23 protein-coding genes and 1 tRNA gene are annotated in these 20,923 nt (G+C 37.8%); 13 read left to right on the top strand and 11 right to left on the bottom strand.

Annotated elements, in window-relative coordinates:
• Window positions 1-52: 52 nt before the first annotated feature.
• The 7 genes from WC631_03065 to WC631_03035 form a co-directional block, all read right to left on the bottom strand.
• Window positions 53-1,888 (bottom strand): hypothetical protein, encoded by a 1,836-nt coding sequence (locus WC631_03065; protein ID MFA6227430.1) that lies wholly within the window; start codon window positions 1,886-1,888, stop codon window positions 53-55.
• Window position 1,889: 1 nt separating this feature from the next.
• A complete protein-coding gene (locus tag WC631_03060) occupies window positions 1,890-2,099 on the bottom strand; it encodes a hypothetical protein (protein ID MFA6227429.1) in 210 nt (69 codons plus the stop codon).
• A 14-nt stretch (window positions 2,100-2,113) separates the two neighbouring features.
• A complete protein-coding gene (locus WC631_03055; GenBank protein ID MFA6227428.1) occupies window positions 2,114-2,506 on the bottom strand; it encodes a hypothetical protein in 393 nt (130 codons plus the stop codon).
• Window positions 2,507-2,523: 17 nt separating this feature from the next.
• Entirely contained in the window at window positions 2,524-3,303 is a 780-nt protein-coding gene (locus tag WC631_03050; protein ID MFA6227427.1) for a site-specific DNA-methyltransferase, read from the bottom strand.
• Window positions 3,263-4,525 carry a DNA methyltransferase gene (locus WC631_03045; protein ID MFA6227426.1) on the bottom strand — a complete coding sequence of 421 codons (1,263 nt, stop codon included), beginning with the start codon at window positions 4,523-4,525 and terminating at the stop codon, window positions 3,263-3,265. Before WC631_03045 ends, WC631_03050 begins: the two co-directional genes overlap by 41 nt.
• 69 nt (window positions 4,526-4,594) lie before the next feature.
• Window positions 4,595-5,125 (bottom strand): ImmA/IrrE family metallo-endopeptidase, encoded by a 531-nt coding sequence (locus tag WC631_03040; protein MFA6227425.1) that lies wholly within the window; start codon window positions 5,123-5,125, stop codon window positions 4,595-4,597.
• A 10-nt stretch (window positions 5,126-5,135) separates the two neighbouring features.
• Window positions 5,136-5,507: a helix-turn-helix transcriptional regulator gene (locus WC631_03035; GenBank protein MFA6227424.1), complete on the bottom strand. Its 372-nt coding sequence runs from the start codon at window positions 5,505-5,507 to the stop codon at window positions 5,136-5,138.
• Between the two features lie 738 nt (window positions 5,508-6,245).
• Here WC631_03035 and WC631_03030 point away from each other — a divergent pair.
• The 7 genes from WC631_03030 (at window position 6,246) to WC631_03000 (ending at window position 13,309) form a co-directional block, all read left to right on the top strand.
• Window positions 6,246-6,818, top strand: coding sequence for a sigma-70 family RNA polymerase sigma factor (locus WC631_03030; protein MFA6227423.1), 573 nt, complete (start codon window positions 6,246-6,248; stop codon window positions 6,816-6,818).
• A gap of 14 nt (window positions 6,819-6,832) precedes the next feature.
• Window positions 6,833-7,234, top strand: coding sequence for a hypothetical protein (locus WC631_03025; GenBank protein MFA6227422.1), 402 nt, complete (start codon window positions 6,833-6,835; stop codon window positions 7,232-7,234).
• Window positions 7,235-7,244: 10 nt separating this feature from the next.
• Entirely contained in the window at window positions 7,245-7,745 is a 501-nt protein-coding gene (locus WC631_03020; GenBank protein ID MFA6227421.1) for a hypothetical protein, read from the top strand.
• 3 nt (window positions 7,746-7,748) lie between these two features.
• A complete protein-coding gene (locus tag WC631_03015) occupies window positions 7,749-9,653 on the top strand; it encodes an HlyD family efflux transporter periplasmic adaptor subunit (GenBank protein ID MFA6227420.1) in 1,905 nt (634 codons plus the stop codon).
• A gap of 5 nt (window positions 9,654-9,658) precedes the next feature.
• Window positions 9,659-10,426: an ABC transporter ATP-binding protein gene (locus tag WC631_03010; GenBank protein ID MFA6227419.1), complete on the top strand. Its 768-nt coding sequence runs from the start codon at window positions 9,659-9,661 to the stop codon at window positions 10,424-10,426.
• Complete coding sequence (locus WC631_03005) at window positions 10,426-11,649, top strand: ABC transporter permease (protein ID MFA6227418.1); 1,224 nt, start codon at window positions 10,426-10,428, stop codon at window positions 11,647-11,649. The genes WC631_03010 and WC631_03005 overlap by 1 nt, the downstream gene beginning before the upstream one ends.
• 274 nt (window positions 11,650-11,923) lie before the next feature.
• The gene (locus tag WC631_03000; GenBank protein MFA6227417.1) at window positions 11,924-13,309 is read left to right on the top strand and encodes a PKD domain-containing protein; all 1,386 of its coding nucleotides are present in this window, start codon (window positions 11,924-11,926) and stop codon (window positions 13,307-13,309) included.
• Here the strand turns inward: WC631_03000 and WC631_02995 are convergent.
• Window positions 13,256-13,666 carry a DoxX family protein gene (locus tag WC631_02995; protein MFA6227416.1) on the bottom strand — a complete coding sequence of 137 codons (411 nt, stop codon included), beginning with the start codon at window positions 13,664-13,666 and terminating at the stop codon, window positions 13,256-13,258. The genes WC631_03000 and WC631_02995 overlap by 54 nt on opposite strands.
• 228 nt (window positions 13,667-13,894) lie before the next feature.
• Here WC631_02995 and WC631_02990 point away from each other — a divergent pair, with 228 nt between their 5' ends.
• The 5 genes from WC631_02990 (at window position 13,895) to WC631_02970 (ending at window position 17,590) form a co-directional block, all read left to right on the top strand.
• Entirely contained in the window at window positions 13,895-14,377 is a 483-nt protein-coding gene (locus WC631_02990; GenBank protein MFA6227415.1) for a TrmH family RNA methyltransferase, read from the top strand.
• Window positions 14,378-14,403: 26 nt separating this feature from the next.
• Window positions 14,404-15,759 carry a UDP-N-acetylmuramoyl-L-alanyl-D-glutamate--2,6-diaminopimelate ligase gene (locus WC631_02985; GenBank protein ID MFA6227414.1) on the top strand — a complete coding sequence of 452 codons (1,356 nt, stop codon included), beginning with the start codon at window positions 14,404-14,406 and terminating at the stop codon, window positions 15,757-15,759.
• A gap of 287 nt (window positions 15,760-16,046) precedes the next feature.
• A complete protein-coding gene (locus WC631_02980) occupies window positions 16,047-16,292 on the top strand; it encodes a hypothetical protein (GenBank protein MFA6227413.1) in 246 nt (81 codons plus the stop codon).
• 98 nt (window positions 16,293-16,390) lie between these two features.
• The gene (gene mutM, locus WC631_02975) at window positions 16,391-17,374 is read left to right on the top strand and encodes a bifunctional DNA-formamidopyrimidine glycosylase/DNA-(apurinic or apyrimidinic site) lyase (GenBank protein ID MFA6227412.1); all 984 of its coding nucleotides are present in this window, start codon (window positions 16,391-16,393) and stop codon (window positions 17,372-17,374) included.
• A 9-nt stretch (window positions 17,375-17,383) separates the two neighbouring features.
• A complete protein-coding gene (locus tag WC631_02970) occupies window positions 17,384-17,590 on the top strand; it encodes a hypothetical protein (protein MFA6227411.1) in 207 nt (68 codons plus the stop codon).
• 62 nt (window positions 17,591-17,652) lie between these two features.
• On the opposite strand, the gene ruvA is transcribed toward WC631_02970, so the two are convergent.
• A complete protein-coding gene (gene ruvA / locus WC631_02965; protein ID MFA6227410.1) occupies window positions 17,653-18,219 on the bottom strand; it encodes a Holliday junction branch migration protein RuvA in 567 nt (188 codons plus the stop codon).
• Between the two features lie 130 nt (window positions 18,220-18,349).
• Between ruvA and rpsT the strand changes: the two genes are divergently transcribed.
• Window positions 18,350-18,625 (top strand): 30S ribosomal protein S20, encoded by a 276-nt coding sequence (gene rpsT, locus WC631_02960; GenBank protein MFA6227409.1) that lies wholly within the window; start codon window positions 18,350-18,352, stop codon window positions 18,623-18,625.
• A 114-nt stretch (window positions 18,626-18,739) separates the two neighbouring features.
• On the opposite strand, the gene WC631_02955 is transcribed toward rpsT, so the two are convergent.
• Window positions 18,740-20,401: a hypothetical protein gene (locus WC631_02955; GenBank protein ID MFA6227408.1), complete on the bottom strand. Its 1,662-nt coding sequence runs from the start codon at window positions 20,399-20,401 to the stop codon at window positions 18,740-18,742.
• A 424-nt stretch (window positions 20,402-20,825) separates the two neighbouring features.
• Window positions 20,826-20,897, bottom strand: a tRNA-Arg gene (locus tag WC631_02950).
• Between the last annotated feature and the right edge of the window lie 26 nt (window positions 20,898-20,923).

Raw genomic sequence — 20,923 nt, 5'->3', positions numbered from 1 at the left:
TAAGTCTTAAATATAACTACTGTGTAAGAGAGAGAGGGGGGTTATTCCAGAATTAAAATTCTCCCAGTATTTTTTTGAATTTTTGTTCGTGTTCCTCGACCGATTTTATGTCTGGTTTAATTGAGTCTATATCTATCAATTCAAAATCTTTGAATATTAACTTATCGTCGCGTTTAAGAATATCAAACTTGTCCGGCTGACTATCTTCTGCATCAGTATTAGTCGCCCGACAGATCGCCTTATTGATTTCTTCCAGATAGGTTCTCAACATCTTGATACGATCCGAAAGATGATACATTAAATCAACCTCGAATATTTTAGAAAGTTTTTTCAATATTCCTTCAAACGCAAGTAATTTTGAGTAACCGTCTATCAAATTTTGGCATCTTTCTCTAAAGACACTTTTATATAGTTCGCTTTCAAATTTTAGGAATTTTTTTCCTTTAATAGTCTCTTCCTCAAACATGTTCATTCCATTGGCTAGTCCGGATAAGATGGAGACAGACATTTCATATATGCTGAAAAAGGTCGGTTTCCCATCTTTATTTAGACTGCAAATTAAAAGTTCGCGGTCTAAGTGATCTTTCACTTGTTCTGGATCGTTATCGTTATACACTATACCCAGGTTTGGTTCGTATTCCTCAACTCTTTCCTTAAATTTCCGAACAAACTTATAATCTTTCTTGCAGGCATACAGGCTTTCGCCAGTAATGACCGGATTGGTGAATTTTTCAAAAGCCAACCTTTCCTCTTCCTCCGTTTTTTCTATAATTTCTTCGCCAACATTTTTCATAAATTTTCGGATATTCTTAAGTTCCGAATCACAAAGGTTCTTACTACAAAGTCTCGTTAGCCTATTTTCTTCCTTGCTTTCTTCTTGCAATCTTAAAACCCCGTCTTTAATATATCCTAGCAGCAGATTCTTTGCCTCTGTCCGTCTTGCCAACCATCTCTTAAGTAATTCGACATCATTACTTATCGCTAATGGCCGATATTTATCAAACAAGCCATTATCAATCCAACGCAGGCATGCTTCTTTTAGCATATCTTCCATACTAATACCGTGTTGCTTTGAATACTCTCCCATGGTTTTTGTGACTCTCTCACAAATATTTTCTGACTGTTCGTCAGCCTCTTGATTCTTTGACGAAGCTGGTCCTTTAACAACTATTCCTTTACTGGTAAGAAAATATCTGGCAATTTCTAAAATCGGTATACATGCAAAGTAGTGAAACAACTGATATTCTTTGGCAAATCCATTATAGGAATGTTCCGCCACAAGAGATGCCAGTTTTTCTTTGGCTTTCTGGTCAAGAGTATCTTTCCCATCAAATAGGACGGCGATAATTTCCTCTTGATCTAAGTATTGATGATCGAATTCGATGTCAGAATATAATTTATTCATCCTCTTTCTGTCGTCCTCATTTAACATTTCAAAAGCTAACTGATAGACAGCATAATCAAAGTCCAAACCACTTTTGAGTTTTGTTGCCTTTTGTTTAGCTACTATCTCTAGTGCTCCATTAATGGTAACCCTCTTTATATCTTTCAGCATTTTTATGCTTTTATCCATTCTCTGAAAAAGAGGGTAGTCCAATAATTTCAAAATAAATGGTAATTGTGCCATATACGACACTTGGGCATCTTTATATACAAACTCAGCCTCGATTTCTACCCGCCCACTATGTTTCCAAGCTTCATTCAAATTGTTCCATTCATTTGCCTCGGTGTTATTCTGAGCCTTCCAATTTTCCAAGGCCTCCTTATCCGCTGGAGTCAAAATATCTTTGCCAGTCTTTGACCGATGGATGTCATTCTGAATAAGAAGAATATACCTCTCGCGGGGAGTAAGGTTTCCTCTATTTAATATGTTAGAAATACTTTTCATTTTATTTTCTCTTTTTTAACGCTTGTTCAAGGAATTCGACCCGATCTCGTAGATTTTGTATTTCAATAACTTTAGATAAGGCGAGGGCTAGTCGGGATATAGCCAAGGCTCGACGAATTGTTGTCCTCCTTTCGGCTACATCTTTCAGGGTATCAGACAAAATAACGGCGGCCTCATCGATAGTCAAACTTTTTTTGTTTTCTTCATACATATTCTTTTTTTAAATTACATCCCCTCAATTATTTCCATCCAAGCCTTGATTTCCGCTGCTCGACCGCTCTTGGTTGCTTCGCGATAGAGAGCCGAGATGACATTTGGGGTAAGTTTTTTTGCCCAATCTACGATATCCTTCATCAGACCGCCATTCTCATTTATTCTTTTATTCCATTCGGTCAAAGTGCCCAGATCCTTGATACCAAAATGTTTAGCAAACTCTGTCTGGTTCTTTATATCCAAAAGCGACATGGCTATTTCATCATCAATGCCGAGTTTCTCTATAACATGCCTCGGTTGACCACGCAGGATGGATGGCATTGAACGCCAAAGGACATATGATTCGAACTCTTGTTTCTTGTAGACATTTATAGATTTTGAATTTTCGGCATCGTCTTTTGTCATAAAGATTAATCATCTGATTACACCAATTCCGCTTTTTGGCCGGTAAGTTTTTCCCAACGCTCAATAATGGTCGTGCAGTATGATTCTTCTAATTCGACCATAAAACAAACTCGACCAAGTTGCTCACAGGCGATCAGGGTTGAACCAGAGCCACCGAATGGATCCAAGACCACATCTCCGGGCTTGGTGCTGTGATATATAAGTCGTCGCAAAAGAGCCGGTGGTTTCATCGTCGGATGGAGTTTACTCTTGTTCGGTTTTGGGTAGAAGAGAGCAGTTTTATCCCTGTTGCCAAAATAAAGATGTGAACCGTACCAGCCGTAGACAATAAGCTCATGTTGCGGATGATAATCTTTACGACCGACAACGATGTGATTTTTAAGCCAAATCAGAATTGAGGATTTGGTATATTTCGTATCATATAAAGCGTTAAATAATTCTCGTATCTTTGTGTCTCCGTTGAAAATATAGAAAGCATTTTTATTTTTCAGATGTGGTTTAACTGCTTCCAACCACTTTACTGAAAATCCATAATAGTCAGCATCAACTCCATCACCTTGAATGGCTGAAAATTCTTTTCCTTTCCCGTCGTGATGAATAGTTTTTAGAAAATCTTGCTTGCCTTCAACATAACCGACGCCGTAGGGTGGATCGGTCAGAATTAGCGTGACTTTTTGTTGTTCAATCAGTCGGTCAAGATCTTCTTTTTTGGTCGCATCACCTAAAATAAGGCGGTGCTTGCCGAGCTTCCATATTTTAATTGATTTTTTTGGCAGTGTTGCCGGTGAATTGTTCATAACGTTTGATGATTAAGTCACAGAAAGTGGGGTCAAGCTCGACTAGGAAAGCCCTTCTTTTGAGTTGTTCGGCTGCGATCAAAGTGCTACCACTTCCGCCGAAGAGATCCAGCACGATCTCGCCTGGTGCGGTACAACGTTTTATCGGTTTTTCATTTAAGGAAATCGGTTTTTGCGTCGGATGTTCGTAGTCAGCTACGCTATCACGTTTTATCAACCACATTTGTACAATACTCATCAGGTCGTCATAGAGACCAACTGAATTGACATCTGTATTTAAGACCTCGGAAAGATTCTTTAGATTTGGATTAAGTGTTGGACTGCCCCTCGTCCCATACACACACGGTTCTATAACTTTATTGAAGGCGACCTGAGGGGTGGGATCAAAATTGTTTTTGACCCAGAAACAAATTCGCCTGTTAGTGATACCATTTTTACTGTATAGAGTTTGAATTAGCCAAACGTATTTTTCGTCGCACCAATAGAAGACATGCGTGTCAGGTTTACTTACCGACAAGGCATTTTTTAAAGATGTTTGAATGAAGGCCTCATACTCACTGGCTCTTTTATTATCGTTTACGTATTTATCCGGTGTATACTTGCCATTCGTGCCGATGCCTTTTCGGTAGTCCATACCAATGTTGTAAGGCGGGTCGCAATAGATCATACTGGCTTTATTCTCGCCCATAAGTTTTTTCACAATATTTTCATCAAGCGAATCGCCACAGGCCAATCGGTGTTCGCCAAGTTCATATATGTCACCTGGTTTAGTTTCTGGAACTGTAATCTTTGCTAATTCCTCTTTGACATTAAATCCGTCGTCAGAGATTTCAAGGATATCGTCGAAGAAATTATTGAGGTCATCAGGAGTAAAGCCAACATCAAGGAGAAGATTTGTATCAAAAAGCTTGAGAAGTTCTTCATCCCAGTTTCCTAAATTTTTATTCAAGCGTAAATTTAATTCCTGTTCACGTTCAATCTCGGGAATATTTAGGTATATAACTGGCACTTCGGTAAAGTGGAGAAGGGCGGCAACTTTGAGGCGAAGGTGCCCACCGATCACGATGTTTTTTCTCTCCGGCGCACTATTCACCAGTAGAGGGTCGCAGAGGCCGAAACGTTTAATACTCTCGGTCATGTCTGAGATAACTTTGTCATCCCATTTCCTCGGATTGTAAGTGGATGGCTCGAGTTCTTTAATTGATACTTGTTCTATTTTCATATGTTTGTATTTTATAAGCTACTAAGATGTGATGTAAAAGAAACTTTCTAGGCAAAAAAATATAGGGGTTTAACCAGCGTACAATTTAAATGGCAAATTCAATCGTCTGAGTTGTATTTCAGCAACTGGTCGGCTGACTTTGAAAGCTTTTGCCACGTCTCCGATGAAGGGTTTTGGATTTGATTGATACATAGTGCGAACTATATTTTCTGGCATTAAAATATCCCCGGCAAATTGATCGCACAACTGTTCGTCCCAACCATTTCCATTTGTTGAGCAGTAAACCTTTTTGGCTTGCAAGTTAAGGACAATATGTGCTAGCTCATGGGCTAATGAGAACCGTTGACGTTCGACGCATTCTCGACCGTTGATGGCGATAATCCAGCCATTATTCATATCCTTGGTAGAAAAGGCAGAAACTCCATCTGGAAAACCAAGTTCATCACTTATATGAGTGACAATATTTACATCCCCAAGATATGACTCGACCACCGATTTTATTGGAACTGACGTCTTTATTGTCAAACAACCAGATACCTCACTGAGGATTTCATTTACTTTGTTTCTGGCATATATTTTCCATTCGGTGGGAATAATCATGGTAAAAAATTTAGTCTCTTAATTGCTTCTTAAGAAGTTGGATATACGTTTCGACTGAACGAATCTGATTCTTGTCTAAATCATATTTAGCTCGGAGAAAAGTCGGAGTGCTGGCCGTCTTGATGTAATCCTCTTGGGTTATGCCGGCTTTGGATAGAATAAACTCAAGTGGCTCACTTAGACCTTTAGCGATTTTACGGAGTGTCTTAATGGATGGGGAATCATCAGTATAAGTACCTTTTTCCATTCGCGAAATATAGCCTCTAGTAAGGCCGGCATCCTCGGCCAGTTTCTCTTGGGTAAGCCCTTTATCCTCACGTAATGACTTTATGATCAAATGTAATTTCATTTTGTTTATAAATTGTTTTGATAATCTCGACATCAGTAAGTATATCACAGGCACTATTATGTGCACAATAGTATACAAGGGAAATTATACACCACAGAACAACAATACCAGTTTGTAAAGATTAGTGGGACAAGATTTACTAAATGCCAATTTTTCCTAAAATGAGACACGGAAATAAGACACGTTATTAGTGTCTCATTTGTCTCATTTGTCTCATTTCCTTATTTTAAGCCATATTCTGGAGGCGAATAAGACACGTGTCTCACTTCTGCGTTTCTCTAAAAATTGGCATTTGTTGGCATTTGATAGTTCAAATCGGATATCATAAAAGTGGCCTTTCTGTGTTCTGTTTGTTCTCTTTTTGAAAAATGACCGGAGACCGAGAGGGCTAAATGTGATATACTGAAATTATCCAAAGAACCCTTATGGGGCTTGACCTGCAAAGGTTCACGACCGATAGGGGGCACAGATACAAAAAATAGAAGCTTATGGCTTCATTTTTTGTCTGTGCCCCCAGAGCAAGGTCTGGGAGACCTTGCGTTAGGAATCGAAGACCTTTGATAGATTTTCTGAAGTGTCTGCACGAACAGGAAACAGAAAAGGTGTACAGCTCCTGTAAGGAGAGATAAGCGAAGCGGTCCTACTGGGGGCACAGCGAAGTCAGCCCTTATACTAATGGTTGTTTTATGACACCCTAATTGGAATCGAACTTCTTGTGAAGGTTTCATTATAAAAAATCTAAAGCTGTATCTATGCTAAAATACTTTTTATATGCAGAGAAGCGATGAGGAAATAATTCTAGAATATTTAAATGGAGATAAAAATTCTTTTACAGAGATTGTGAATCGCTATTTGAAATCAATATACAATTTTGTGTATAGATTTGTCGGAGACGAAAAAGCGACTGAAGATATCACTCAGGAGGTATTTCTAAAAGCATGGAAAAATATAAAAAAGTTTGATATTGAAAAAAGTTTTAAAACTTGGATCTTTTCTATTTCTAAAAATACTTGCATCGATTATTTGCGAAAAAGAAAAGATGTGCCGATATCGCTATTTGATAATGAGGAGGGAGGAAATAGTATTGAAGATAACTTGATTGATCAAGAATTAAAACCAGATGAAATATTTTCTCTTGAACATGATAAAAAACAAGTTCAAAAAGCTTTAAACGAACTTACTACCAAGCAAAAGGAAGTAATTATTTTAAAATATGTAAATGGAATGTCGCTTTCTGAAGTTGCCGAGATTATTGATATTCCTGCCGATACAATAAAAAGCCATCACAGAAGGGCTCTAATGAAACTGAGAAAAATTCTTAGTGCACCCAAATCATTAGATTAAACGTATAAACTAGTATGAGCAAGAATAATTTCTTCGAAATTATGGAGCCCAGTGAAAATCTAAGAAGCTCCATTATCAACAGGATAGAAATGGAAGAGAAAAGGGACGTAGTTTATAGAATAGTGCTTGGAGGCACTATATCTTTGGCATCTATGTCGATGATGATTGTTTATGTATTGAATATAATCAAAGATGCTTACCAATCTGGTTTGTCAGAATATATTTCACTTTTATTTTCGGATGGAGCTTTATTGATTTCGTATTGGCAGACGTACACAATGTCAATCATTGAGTCTTTACCAGTAGTCCCTATTACAATAGTTGTTGTATCGATTTTAATTTTTGTTTGGTCAATAAACATGATCATAACAAGCATTAAACAAGAGAGGTTTTTTTATAAGCTTAGTTTAAATTAATATAATCTATATGGAACACATAAAGGAAATTATAAAAGAATCGAAAGTAAAGAAGGTTGTTTTCATTTTAGGATGTTTTGTGGCCGCACTAATAATTTTTCAAGTTGGAATGTTTGTGGGTTTTAAGAAGGCGAGTTTTTCTTTTAGAATGGGAGAACAATATTACAGACAAATGAATGGAAGACCGGATGATATATTTATGGGTATGAATAGAGGTGATTTTGGTAATTCGCATGGAGCAATTGGAGAAATAGTCAGTATTAATTTACCTTTATTTGTAGTTGCTGATAAAGATGGCGTTGAAAAGACAATTGTAATTGGTACGAGTACTGATATCAGACAATTTAGAGACTCGATAGAAGCCGATGATTTGAAGATTAATAATATTGTAACTGTTATTGGAAACCCAAATGAAAATGCAGAAGTTGAGGCAAAACTTATTAGAGTAATGCCTGATCCAGCAAATATGCCATTTGGTGCAATGGGAACAGGAACAATAATCAAGAAATAAAAAATGAGTAATAAGATTTTTATTTTCTTTAGTGGAATGAAAAATTTTATTAAAGACCATCATATATGGTCGATAATTATTGCAGTTGTGATTATCGGTGGTGGTTATTATGCATATGGCAAATTCTTTCCAACTGCATCTACAATACAGTATACATATGGAAGAGTAATAAGGGGTGATCTTATAGTTAGTGTTACTGGGTCAGGTCAAGTCTCTACATTAAGTAAAATTTCTATTAAACCGACGACAACTGGACAGACACAAACTCTAGGGCAAATTATTTCTGTGAAAGTAAAAAATGGCGATACAGTAAAAGCGGGGCAAGTCGTTGCTATTCTTGATGGAAAAAATGCATTGCAAACACTTAATCAAGCAGAAGCAAGTGTTACAAGTGCTCAAGCTAGTTATGACAAACTCGTCAGCGGATTAACCGATAGCCAATTATTATCTTTAAATAATGCCATAACAACCGCGCAAACATCTTTAGATAATGCCAAACAAAACATTTTAATAAAGCTAAAAGGTGCATATACAACAGCATCAAATTCCGTTTATTTAAATACCGATTCATTTTTCACTAATCCAATGGGTAATAACCAACTTGCTGTGGCTGATGTTAATTTTGTAAATCAACAACTACAAAATAATGTCGAGCAAGGAAGGTATACTATTGGCCCAATGTTGAATAATTGGAGGGAGAAAATAATAAATCAAAAAATCTCTGATGATTTAGTTTCTTCTATAAATAGTGCCTTATCTGATCTAAATGTAATGAGAAATTATTTTGATGATATGACAATGCTTTTTGCAGTGTACAGTATTGCACCAGGCTCTAGTGGACAATCATCGATAGATTCAAATAAAAGTACATCAGCGAGTGCAAGAAGTAGTATCGATTCTTTAATTAGCGATTTAACATCTACTCTACAGTCGTATAATAATTCAATAATTTCATTACAGCAAGCAAAAGACAATCTGTCTGTACAACAAAAACCTCCTTTAGCGGCTGATCTAGCGGTATCAAAAGCCAATCTCGATAACGCAAAAGCAAATTTAGCAAATGCAGAAACAGCATATGCAAGTAGAATTATTACTGCACCTTTTGATGGACAAATTGGTGGGCTTACAGCCGATGTTGGACAACAAGTTTCTTCTTCTGATTCACTTGGAACACTTATTACATCAGAAAAAGTAATAAATGTTACATTGAATGAAGTGGACGCTGCAAAAGTTTCTGCTGGCAATTCTGTAATAATTACTTTTGATTCACTACCAAATGTTTCTATTACTGGCCACGTTGGTTATATAGATCCACTGGGAACTGTAACGCAAGGAGTGGTCAGTTATTCAGTACAAATAAAAATGGATGAACAAAATAATCTAATAAAAACAGCTATGACAGCATCAGTCTCTATTGTTACTACACAACAACCAAATACACTCATTATTCCTATATCGGCTGTGACAACAATTGGTGGAAAAAAGTATGTTTTGGTTGCTGATACCTCATCTACAATTATTAAAGATTTTGATCTAAGTTCTTCTACTCGAAATTTTGCTTCGACATCAAGAGGGAACTTTGCATCAACGACCTTTGCTTCAACAACAAAAGCATCTTCTTCAAGACAATTTGGAAATTATTCAGCAAGCAATACAAACTCTACTCAAGGAATATCGGTACAATATACTATAACTGAAATCGAAATAACAACCGGTATTTCAAATAACACAATGATGGAAGTGCTATCTGGTCTTTCCGAAGGACAACTAATTGTGACTAAAAAGACAACTATAAAGAATGGAACAACCGTAACTAAAACAACAGCCGCTTCAGCAACTACAAACACAAGAGGAGGTTTTGGTGATTTTGGTGGTGGTGCTGTAGGTGCAACAATGATAAGAGACTAAAGTCTATGATTGAATGTAAAGATATTATAAAAACTTACGTAAATGGCGATGCAAAAACTGAGGCCCTCAGAGGTGTTTCCTTTACCATAAATGACGGGGAGTATGTAGCGATAATGGGTCCATCTGGTTCAGGTAAATCTACACTGATGCATATTTTGGGTGCTCTTGATACCCCAACAAACGGCCATTATTTCCTTGATAAGGAAGATGTTTCAAAGCTTTCAGATGATGAACTAGCGAATATACGAGGAAATAAAATCGGTTTTGTTTTTCAATCTTTCAATCTTTTACCGAGAGCGGAAGTTATTCGAAATGTGATTTTACCGCTAGTATATTTGAAAGTTACTCCAGAGGAAAGGATTAGAAGAGCAGAACAAGCTTTAAAATCCGCAGGACTTGAGGAGGAAAGATGGCGCCATCTTTCAAATCAGCTTTCTGGGGGACAAATTCAGCGCGTGGCTATCGCTCGGGCGCTTGTAAATAATCCTTCACTTATTATGGCAGATGAACCTACTGGAAATTTGGATACTAAAACTGGTGAAATTGTTTTAAAGACATTTCAAGATTTAAATAAAGATCATGGGCATACAATAATACTTATTACTCACGAACTTGATGTTGCCGAACACGCAGACAGAATTATTCATATAAGAGATGGCCTTATATTGAGTGATGAAAAAAATAAAAATAAAAGAATAAGCAAAATAGATTTGTGTGCAAAAGAAGAAAAAGTTACTGCTCCATGTAGTGAAGTAATTAATAATAAAAGATAATGACAATAAAAGATTTACTACAAGAAACATCTTCAGGATTACTATCAAATAAAGTCCGTACTGGTCTTACGATGCTAGGTATAGTCATTGGTATTGCATCTGTTATTGCAATGCTTGCAGTTGGTAATGGGGCAACCAGCTCAATCCAATCTAGTATTGAATCAATCGGCTCAAATCTTGTTGTTATTTCTCCTGGAGCGCCCAGAACTGTTGGAAGCCAAGTAAGAGCCAGTCGTGGTTCAGCGAATACCTTAACAATGTCAGACGTTGAAGCAATTAAAAGCGGAGTTACAAGCGCAAAATATGTGGCACCAACAGTTTCTTCTCAAAAACAAGTTGTTGCTGCTGGAACAAACACAAACACCTCAGTGATGGGAACAACACCTTCGTATGTTGATATTAAAAATCTAGTTCTAGATATCGGAACTTTTTTTACCGATGAACAAGTTACTCAACTTGCTAGAGTTGCTGTTATTGGTCCTACAACGAGAGATGATCTTTTTGGAACGGGTGTTGATGTTGTCGGTAAGACAATAAGAATTAGTGGAAATGAATTCACCGTAATTGGTATCACTCAAGCAAAAGGAGGAGCAGGTTTGGGAAGTGCTGATGATATTGTATATATACCAATCTCTGTAGCTCAGCAATTTTTTACTGGAAATAAATATGTTTCAACAATCAATATTTCCGCACAAACTGCAGATTTGGTAACGGACGTGCAGAACCAAGCAACAGATATATTACTTTCAAGACACAACATTGCCGATGTCACAAAAGCAGATTTCAATACAATGAACCAATCAGATATGTTGGCAACTGCATCTTCTATTACTGCCACCATGACATACCTACTTGCAGCAATCGCCGGAATATCTTTACTTGTCGGAGGTATTGGAATTATGAATATGATGCTCACAACCGTTACTGAAAGAACTAGAGAGATTGGTTTGAGAAAAGCTGTTGGAGCAAAGAAGAGAGATATTCGGTTACAATTTTTAGTTGAATCAATTGTATTAACAACCATTGGTGGAATAATCGGAATAATTACTGGTTTCGGTATCGCGTGGATAATTACATTAACTGGATTACTGACTGCAACAATATCTTTTACTTCAGTTATATTATCCTTCGGAGTTTCCGCAATTATAGGAATAATCTTTGGATATTATCCAGCCGCTAGAGCCTCAAATTTGAGTCCAATTGATGCTTTAAGATACGAATAAAGAAAAGGACTTGAATAGTTATTACTTCCTCATCTCCCTTATATACCTCGACTTCCCAAACACCCCATCCATATAGTTCCCATCACTCAAAATAGTTATAATAATTTCTTGTTGGGAGCACCGACACAGAACTCAACGGCTTTCTCAAAGCCAAAAAAGAAGCTTCGATGGCTTCTTTTTTTATAACGGCCATAATCTAAGCCGTGTAACAACAGCCCTTTCAATACGTCTACATAAGTGAAGAGGGACATTTATCTATATATTTCTATACTTAATGACAAAAGAAACAATAAAAAATAACAGACCGAAATTCCCCAAATTATCCTCGACTCTGATTATAGTCTTTTGTTTTTTTATTTTTGGAGCCACCGTAAATATAGCCCGCGCCGATTGTACTCTATCTTGGGATGAAGCATTCAGTGCCTACGTCCATGGGGCGATTAATATTTCTATGTTCAAAATAGATGACACTCATGTACAGACAACAGTAGATAATGGGACTGATTGTGCATTACCAACGGTTATCGGCTCTTATCGTGTTTATGACAATATATCTCCTATCACGCAGACACCGATCGATGAAAGGAGCTCACTGATCATCCCCGCACAGTCTTCCCATACTTTTATCTCAAATATAGCCACATGTTTAACCCAGGTGGACATTTGGTATTCGATGGATTTTGCCGAACTTTTCGAAGGACATATATTTGGTATAGATGGGAGTGTTTTTGATTCGGTACCTTCGGCTCAAGGATTATTTTGTACTATTGCTCCACCGCCACCCCCACCAGCTCCTACTCCAGACTTAATAGTGTCTTGCTCGGTTAGCACATCAAGTGCACCTATAAATACTTCTGTCGCTTGGAGTGGAAATGCTAGCGGTGGTACTGGGACATACACATATTCTTGGACTGGTACTGATAGTTTGGCTGATACAAGTTCTACTACTTCAAAAATATATTCTAACTCCGGCACAAAAGATGCGACTGTCGTGGTAACTTCTGGAACAGCAACATCAAGCGTAACCTGCACTACCAATATTTATTCAGATTCCTTGCCAAGCGAACTTTCAGCCTCTTGTTCTGCAAGCCCATCGTCTGTATATACTGGTAATTCGATCATTTGGAGTGCAATAGCTTTAGGTGGAATGGGCAACTATACATATTTGTGGACTGGGACAGACTCACTTTCCGGAACACTTAGCACAACTTCTTTGACATATTCTTCATCTGGCACAAAAGATGCGACTGTCGTAGTAACTTCTGGGACCAGCACGACGACAGCAAACTGTAGTGCCGTGGTAAATACTCCGAGTGGGGGCGGAGGGGGTGGTGGAGGAGGGGGTGGTTCATCATTTACCCCCATGGTTAGTAATAGCGGGGGTGGAAATATAGGTTATGCAGTTTATGATAATTCCTCTCCTAAGAGTACTCAACCGATCGTGCTTGCCTACTCGCAGGCAAATCCTCTCGTATCATCTATTTACTTGAGTCAAATACCTTACACAGGTACGAATGATTTAAAAGTTTTATTATTCGAAATTACACTGGCTCTTTGGAGTGGAGCAGTTACTTTTATAATTATGAAGAGGAGAGAAAAGCAATATCTACAACATCGGAATATCCAAGGCGAAGGCTCCGGCACCTGTGAAAATGAGTGAGAGGGAGATAACGAACATTAAAATGTAAAATGGCAAAGTCCTTGCTTCTAGGGCTTCTTCTCTGTATTCAAGCACCGCTTCGCAGAAATACACGACTGCAAAGATAATAGCGACGATCTGTGTGTATGCGCCGAGAAGTAGCATAAGACCGCCGATGATTTCTACAAAAGCAAACCCTTTTATAAATATCTCTGCTGGACGAAAATGGATTGTTTCAAAAAGCCCTGCCCATTGGAGCTTTTCTTTGCCGAGTTTGAGATAGCCGAGATCGATAGCGATGAATCCGACAACCACTCGCAAAATAAGTGGAGCGAGTATGCTGAAAGTTAAAATTTGGGGGAATGTGTTTAATATCATGAAGACATTATAACACAGACTGGAAAGCGAGCGAGATTGATAAGAATTTTCACGGGGTCCTGCCAACCTACTCCTTTTGAAATGCACGGATATTTTCTTGCTAGAAAATTCCTCGTGCTCGCGCCGTCGCGCTCCCAAGGCATTTCAAAAGGAGTAGGTTGCCACCCCTAGCAAAAATTCTTATCAATACTGCTCGCTTTTTTGGCTAATTCTTGTAATATCCTAAGTGTGGCTAAAGATATTAAATACAAAAAAGTGGTGGTGCTAGACAATATAAGAAGCGTTTACAATGTCGGCTCAATTTTTCGTACCTCTGATGCGCTGGGGGTTGATAAGATATATTTGTGTGGATGCACACCAACGCCAAAAGACAGATTTGGCAGAGAAAGAAAGGATTTGGCAAAAGTGGCTCTCGGTGCAGAGAGAAATATTGAATGGGAATATGCAAAAGATACTGCCGAACTGTTGAAGAAATTGAAAAAAGAAAAATATCAGATAGTAGCCGTGGAGCAGGCGGAAAATTCTGTAAATTATAAAAAAGTCAAAACTGGAAAAACCGTGGCTCTTGTGATGGGAGAGGAGGTGAATGGTATGTCAAAAAAAGTACTCAAACTCGCCGATGTTATAGCCGAAATACCGATGCAAGGCAAAAAAGAATCATTGAATGTCTCTGTCGCTTTTGGGATAGCGGGGTATGAGATTTTGAGATAGTTAATAAAAGAGATATTATACTTACTATGGACAAGATATTAAGAACAGCGAAGAAATTTATACCAACCAAGCTTTTTAAAATGGCGCAACCGGCATATCATTATTTATTGGCGATTTCCGGAGCGATTTTGTATAGATTTCCTTCAAGGAAAATGATTGTTGTCGGCGTGACTGGGACAAAAGGGAAGACCTCCGCCATCAATTTTATCTGGTCTGCACTTATGGCTGGTGGATTGAAAACGGGGATTATCACTACGGCAAATATTCGCATCGGCGATGAAGAAGTTTTGAATAAATATCATATGACAATGCCTGGTAGATTTGTCATACAAAGTTATATAAGAAAGATGGCAAATGCTGGATGCAAATATTGTTTGATAGAAACTACTTCGGAGGGGATAAAGCAGTTTAGGCATATCGGTATAAACTATGATATTGCGGTTTTTACGAATCTTTCACCGGAACATCTGCCTTCACATGGCGGAAGTTTTGAAAATTATAAAAATAAAAAGTTGGAATTATTCAAAATCCTTTCAAAATTACCGAGAAAAGATATCGATGGAAAAGCAGTCGAAAAAGTAATGCTGGCAAATACAGACAGCGAACATGCAAAAGATTTCTTGCAATTTGATGCTGATAAAAAAATAACTTTTGGGATAGAGAAGTCAGCTGACTTGATTGCAAAAAATATTGTAGAAAAAGCCGATGGAGTTTCTTTTGAAATCGGCACGCAAAAATATGAAATATCCATACCAGGGAAATTTAATGTCTACAATGCGCTACCGGCAATCGTTATTGCAACGCTCGCGGGAGTAAATGATGAAAATATAAAAAGAGGACTGAAAAAACTTTTTGTAATCCCGGGAAGAATGGAGAAGATAGAAGTTGCAACCCTAAACGGGGGACCATCGGGCAAGCAGAAATTTACCGTGATAGTGGACTATGCGCATGAGAAGCAAAGTATGACAAATGTTTTGCAAACGGCAAAAATAATCGCTGGAGCAACAGGAAAAATAATCGTGCTTCTTGGTGCCGAAGGTGGTGGAAGGGATAAAACAAAACGCGCCGATATGGGAGAAATTTCTGCCAAGTTTGCAGACTTTGTGGTGGTCAGCAATGTGGACCCATATGATGATGATCCAAAAGAGATTTTAGAAAGTATTGCAACCGTCGCAGAAAAATTCGGCAAAGCTAGAAATAAAAATCTTTTTGTGATTGAAGACAGAAGGGAAGGAATAAAGAAAGCTCTTTCACTCGCAAAAGAAAATGATGTCGTGATCATAACAGGCAAAGGCGCCGAACAATCTATGGTTATAAAAGGGGAGAGAATCCCTTGGGATGATAGAGAGGTGGTGAGAGAGGAATTGGAAAAGATTTCATAATTATAAAAAATACAAAGGCGTCCCCCACTAGCGCGCTAGTGGGGGACGCCTTTGTATTTGACTTACTAGCCTATTTTTTGCTAGCATCTCTTATGGAAACAAAACACGGGAGGAAATTATGCCAGACAGTTCATTGAATAGATCGGAAACAATATGCCAGGAATGCAATCTCACACGGAGCCAGCTGAAAAAGGACGATAAACTCATCAACCAGGGGGGTGATGATGTTTGCGGTTATTGTTACAGCGTGCTCGTATTACCACTCGAAAAATAGTAAGGGGGTCTAAATGGATGGAGAATTGACTCTAAGATATAGGCCAACAAACAAGCGAGTAATATTACCCTGCGGTAAAACGGCTTTTGTCTCGATAATTGCAACGGGAGAAAATAGTTTACATCACGTAATTAAGGATCACCCTCTGACGCAGGAACAGTTTGATGGTGAAGTCGAACTGTTCCGCAGAGTGATTATGCCTGTGCACAAGGAGATAGTCGAAAGAATCCGTGAGGATATCTTGGCCGGCAGGATCTAGCAAGTTCAGACAAACCGCGAGAAATTCAGTACTCGCGGTTTTTTTATTTGACTAGGGTGGCTTTTAGCACTAGACTACAAACAATTGAGTGGACCCCGGTGAAATACGCCGTCGGTGTCGGCATTTCACGGGGTGGCGATTTTCAAAATTCGCTCTGCTCATTAAGAAAATCAGCCATGCCAGAATTGCCAGAAGTAGAGACAACAGCGAGGATGCTAAATGAACGAGTCAAAGGGCTCGTGATTTCAGATATCTGGACAGATTATGACTCGAAGTTTCATAGAGGAAAGGACAATATAAAAGACAAAAAATATTTCGCTTATTTCAAAAAAGAGCTAGTGGGAAGGAAAATCCTAGGAGTTAGGAGGCGTGCAAAAAACGTATTAATCGACGTTTCAGGTAACAAAACCATACTTACTCATATGAAGATGACTGGGCACTTCCTCTATGGCAAATATGAATATAAAGACAAGAAGTGGTCCCCCGTCGGGGATAGTCCGCTAAAAGATCCGTTTAATCGTTTTGTCCATCTCGTTTTCATACTCTCAAATAATCATCACTTGGTTTTATCGGATATGAGAAAATTCGCTAAAGTCTTTGTCTTTGATACAGACAGAGCGAATCGAGTGGGAGACATATCAAGACTTGGACCGGAACCACTCGATAAAGATTTCTCATACAAGATTTTTAAAGAAAAACTACTCGCAAGATCGACCGGCAAAATAAAATCCGTACTTATGGATCAAGAAGTCATCGCCGGCATCGGAAATATTTATTCCGACGAAGCACTTTGGACGTCTGGCATTCATCCCGAGACAAAAGTAAAAAATATTGCAGAAGAAAAATTGAAATCTCTTTTCAAAAATGTTATAAAGATTCTCCGGCAATCTATCGGCGTCGGCGGAGACTCAATGTCCGACTATAGAAATCCAGATGGAGTGAAGGGTAGATATCAAGATTCGCATAAAGTTTATAGACGAGCCGGGGAAAGGTGTTCACTCAAGGGTTGTAAAGGGATTATTAAAAGAATAAGAGTTGGTGGCAGAAGCGCGCATTTTTGCGATTGCCATCAAGACAAATAAATAATTAAAATGGATGAAAGTTTTATAAGCTTTTTAACGTTCGTCTTAGTGATGGCGTTTGTTTTCTCTTTGTTTGGAAGGGTGAGCGATGATATGACAAAGAGAGGTGTATTTGGTAAAGAAGAACAAAAAAAGGCATTACAAAAGGATACTGTCATATACGTAGGTCAGAATCCAAACTATAGCAACACCGCTTCAATCTACGGTATGTGGTAAAGAAATAAAATATTTATTAGATAAGTCTTGTCTAGGCCTTAGGTAAAATCTAATAGTTGTCTCTATTTTCCAAGAATCTTTAAAGCAGCTTTGATCCTACCACTTGTATCAGTAATATCTTTATCAACTTCCTTGAGAGCCTCACGTGCGTCTCTTTGAGAATATCCAAGAGCCTTAAGTGCTTCCACCGCATCTATTTCATCTCTTAAACTTATTTCTCCTTCACCATGAGTACCGACTTTATCCTTAAGTTCAAGCACGATTTTTTCAGCAATTTTTCTTCCAATACCGGAAACTTTCACCAGATGTGATGTATCACCAGAAGAGATTGCTCTCTTCAACGCGCTAACGGAACTAATATTCAAAACATTCAGTGCTGTCTTTGGACCGATTCCAGAAATAGAGATCAGCATTTCAAAAAAAGAAAGTTCATCTTTTCCAATAAAGCCATAAAGATCGAGTGCGTCTTCTTTTACGACTAGATGCGTGAGCAGGGAAATGGCTTTTCCTTTTTCGGAAACTTCAATACCTTCTGTCGTCGTAAAGACTTTTAGACCGATACCGCCAACACCCACGACAATAGATTTATCACTCCTATCCCAAACCACTCCTTCAATCTTTGAAATCATATTTATATAATATCAAAATCAAGAGGCAAAAGCGAAAAGATTTTATTTGCCTTTAAAAACAATTTGTGTTAGTATCTCATATACATCAAGTTTAATCCGTGTCAAAAGATTATCAATTTGAATCAACATTATGCCAATAACATCATCAGCAAAAAAGGCCTTAAGAGTCGCCAAGAAAAAGAAAGTTTTCAATATCCGCAGAAAAAGCGCGATGGAAAATTCTCTGAAAAAAATCGGCAAACTCATCAAGGAAAACAAAGTAAAAGAAGCCGAAAAGATGCTTCCTGAAGTATATCAAGCAATAGATAAAGCATTCAAGACAAAATTCATCAAGAAAAACGCCGCCGCAAGATATAAGTCTAGAATTACAGTTGCGGTAAACAAATTGAGGGCGATAAAGAAGTAACCTCAAAAACTGCCTGACGGCAGTTTTTTGTTTTATAATTTATAATATACACCCTCCTAGAAAGAATTATAAATCTTTTGTGTAATAAAAATTATATTGGGGAGATGGAGAAAATCACTCCTTTTGTATCTCAAATGGAATTTCTATAAAAGGATTAGTTTTGTCATTAGAAAAGACAAAAAGAGAACCTGTAAAAGAACCCTGCGGTATTTCATCCCAAGGGAATATTATTGGCTTTATTGTCGCTTCTGTGTGAGAGTCAATAATAAAATAATCAGAATCTGACCAACTTGTTATTGGAGGATTTATCATAACTGAAAAGCTACTCAATATTTTGTCTGTTAAATTATTTTGAGTATCAAACTGTCTCATGGTTTTAAAAAATAATTTTGTATTACCATCATTTTTTATTTTAAGAACTGCATCTTGCCGAAAATCAGAAAAAGTCATTTCATTTTGATCAATTTTAATTATCGGGCTTTGATCTCGAGTAACATTTTTATATCTCATCCTTAAGGTAGTGTCCCCAAGAATATTCATGGCATTAGTTATTGGAGCGACACGCAAAGCTTTAAAAACTGGCAAACCCGCTGTTAAAGGATAGCTGAGATTTTTCGGTGCTTGAGAAACAACGAAAACAGGGACTGAAGCTGTCATGACAACCAGACCATCAGAAAATAAATATTGTCCGGCTAAATAGTCTTGGGTGGTAAAGCGACCGACAGAACAGGAACCTAAGAAAACTAAGAAGGCACTCATGTTGTTTATGTCTTGTGCTTTCAAATTCTTTTGGTGGAACGTTGGTGCCCCGTGTCCGTTAAAGAATACAAATTCATACTGATGTGGCTTGTGTAATTCGCTCAGATACGTCTGATCTGAGTTTGTGTCCCAAGAATCTATATAATTTATTTGATCTGAACTATATTCATTAAACATAGAGAAATCTTTTATAGAGGCTATGTCACCTTGCTTCTCTGATGGCTTGGAATCAGAGAAAATTGGTGTATAGATTAAGACTTTTTTCTGATATGAAAATTCGCCAGTTCGATAATCGTGATTTCGTCTAAAATATTCCTTAAGTAGAGTCAGAGAATCCTCTGTTGATGAGTTTGGAGTTAAACGACCAATCCAATATGGAGGAATAGTATTACCGGTCTGGCAACGTGGATCTTTGTAGGAGAAAGCTTTTTTATCAGGAGAATAGATACAGGCACCCAAAATATCTTGGTATACTGAATCGCTCAATATTAAACCCTGACTATTAAAAACCGAATTAGTATCTATAATATCTGGGTGATACAAAAGACCCGTAGGTACATTACCTACAATAAGAATACCGCTGAGGTCACCACTTTTGTAGGTATCTAAAACATATTTCTGTAATGTAAGTATGTCATCTGTTTGCTGAACTAATTTTATGATTGTGTGAAAATTATATTCTTTTAAAATGTCTTGGCTATAAACATCCAGCTCTGATTTAAGTGGGTCGGCTAGGTCTTTCTCAACAAGTAAAATAACCATCGATTCTTTATTATTTTGATTATTATCTATTAGTTGTGCCGACTGGTTATTAATCGTGCTAGTACTTGAGAAGACACCGTTTGTTTTTGTCTGAGAACTTCCTTCTTCAATTTGGTTGATCATTGTGGATAAGGAATTGCCTGTTTCAGAGAATATTAATCGACGTGATGTATTGTATTGAAAATAGTTAATATATAAATACATCCCAATAATAATTAGGATAAAAACTACTACTACAATATGTATTTTTCTCATCTGTAGATTATATCAAAATCGAAGACAATTTGTGCTCCCAGTAGGACCGCTTCGCTTATCTCCCTCGACTTTTTTCTCGCCGTCGCTCGAAAAAGTCTGGGCACCAGCTCACTAGTTTTTTCTGCTGAAAAAACATAGTTCCGCTGTTCGATTCCTACCCGCAAGCAAAGCAGTTTGCTTGCTTGGGAGCACAAATTTAAAAGACGCTTATGGCGTCATCTAAATTTGTGCTCCCAGTAGGACCGCTTCGCTTATCTCCCTCGACTTTTTTCTCGCCGTCGCTCGAAAAAGTCTGGGCACCAGCTCACTAGTTTTTTCTGCTGAAAAAACATAGTTCCGCTGTTCGATTCCTACCCGCAAGCAAAGCAGTTTGCTTGCTTGGGAGCACAAATTTAAAAGACGCTTATGGCGTCATCTAAATTTGTGCTCCCAGTAGGAATCGAACCTACATTTTAACTTCCGCAAAGTCACGTTCTATCCATTGAACTATGAGAGCATTTATAATGCCGACAGAGAATACTG

This window comes from Candidatus Paceibacterota bacterium, from assembly GCA_041663045.1.
Classification (GTDB): domain Bacteria; phylum Patescibacteriota; class Minisyncoccia; order Phycocordibacterales; family GWA1-40-21; genus Bog-1340.
Note: the sequence above shows the minus strand (reverse complement) of the source record. Positions and strands in the feature narration are given on the sequence as shown.

Coding starts and splice junctions, on each gene's coding strand:
- WC631_03060 (MFA6227429.1), bottom strand. CDS start 2,099: ATGTATGAAGAAAACAAAAAAAGTTTGACTATCGATGAGGCCGCCGTT.
- ruvA (MFA6227410.1), bottom strand. CDS start 18,219: ATGATTTCAAAGATTGAAGGAGTGGTTTGGGATAGGAGTGATAAATCT.
- WC631_03020 (MFA6227421.1), top strand. CDS start 7,245: ATGGAACACATAAAGGAAATTATAAAAGAATCGAAAGTAAAGAAGGTT.
- WC631_03040 (MFA6227425.1), bottom strand. CDS start 5,125: ATGATTATTCCCACCGAATGGAAAATATATGCCAGAAACAAAGTAAAT.
- WC631_02970 (MFA6227411.1), top strand. CDS start 17,384: ATGGATGAAAGTTTTATAAGCTTTTTAACGTTCGTCTTAGTGATGGCG.
- WC631_03045 (MFA6227426.1), bottom strand. CDS start 4,525: ATGAAAATAGAACAAGTATCAATTAAAGAACTCGAGCCATCCACTTAC.
- WC631_03000 (MFA6227417.1), top strand. CDS start 11,924: ATGACAAAAGAAACAATAAAAAATAACAGACCGAAATTCCCCAAATTA.
- WC631_02995 (MFA6227416.1), bottom strand. CDS start 13,666: ATGATATTAAACACATTCCCCCAAATTTTAACTTTCAGCATACTCGCT.
- WC631_03025 (MFA6227422.1), top strand. CDS start 6,833: ATGAGCAAGAATAATTTCTTCGAAATTATGGAGCCCAGTGAAAATCTA.
- WC631_03035 (MFA6227424.1), bottom strand. CDS start 5,507: ATGTCGAGATTATCAAAACAATTTATAAACAAAATGAAATTACATTTG.
- WC631_03050 (MFA6227427.1), bottom strand. CDS start 3,303: ATGAACAATTCACCGGCAACACTGCCAAAAAAATCAATTAAAATATGG.
- WC631_03010 (MFA6227419.1), top strand. CDS start 9,659: ATGATTGAATGTAAAGATATTATAAAAACTTACGTAAATGGCGATGCA.
- WC631_03015 (MFA6227420.1), top strand. CDS start 7,749: ATGAGTAATAAGATTTTTATTTTCTTTAGTGGAATGAAAAATTTTATT.
- WC631_02985 (MFA6227414.1), top strand. CDS start 14,404: ATGGACAAGATATTAAGAACAGCGAAGAAATTTATACCAACCAAGCTT.
- WC631_03005 (MFA6227418.1), top strand. CDS start 10,426: ATGACAATAAAAGATTTACTACAAGAAACATCTTCAGGATTACTATCA.
- WC631_03030 (MFA6227423.1), top strand. CDS start 6,246: ATGCAGAGAAGCGATGAGGAAATAATTCTAGAATATTTAAATGGAGAT.
- WC631_03065 (MFA6227430.1), bottom strand. CDS start 1,888: ATGAAAAGTATTTCTAACATATTAAATAGAGGAAACCTTACTCCCCGC.
- rpsT (MFA6227409.1), top strand. CDS start 18,350: ATGCCAATAACATCATCAGCAAAAAAGGCCTTAAGAGTCGCCAAGAAA.
- WC631_02955 (MFA6227408.1), bottom strand. CDS start 20,401: ATGAGAAAAATACATATTGTAGTAGTAGTTTTTATCCTAATTATTATT.
- WC631_02980 (MFA6227413.1), top strand. CDS start 16,047: ATGGATGGAGAATTGACTCTAAGATATAGGCCAACAAACAAGCGAGTA.
- WC631_03055 (MFA6227428.1), bottom strand. CDS start 2,506: ATGACAAAAGACGATGCCGAAAATTCAAAATCTATAAATGTCTACAAG.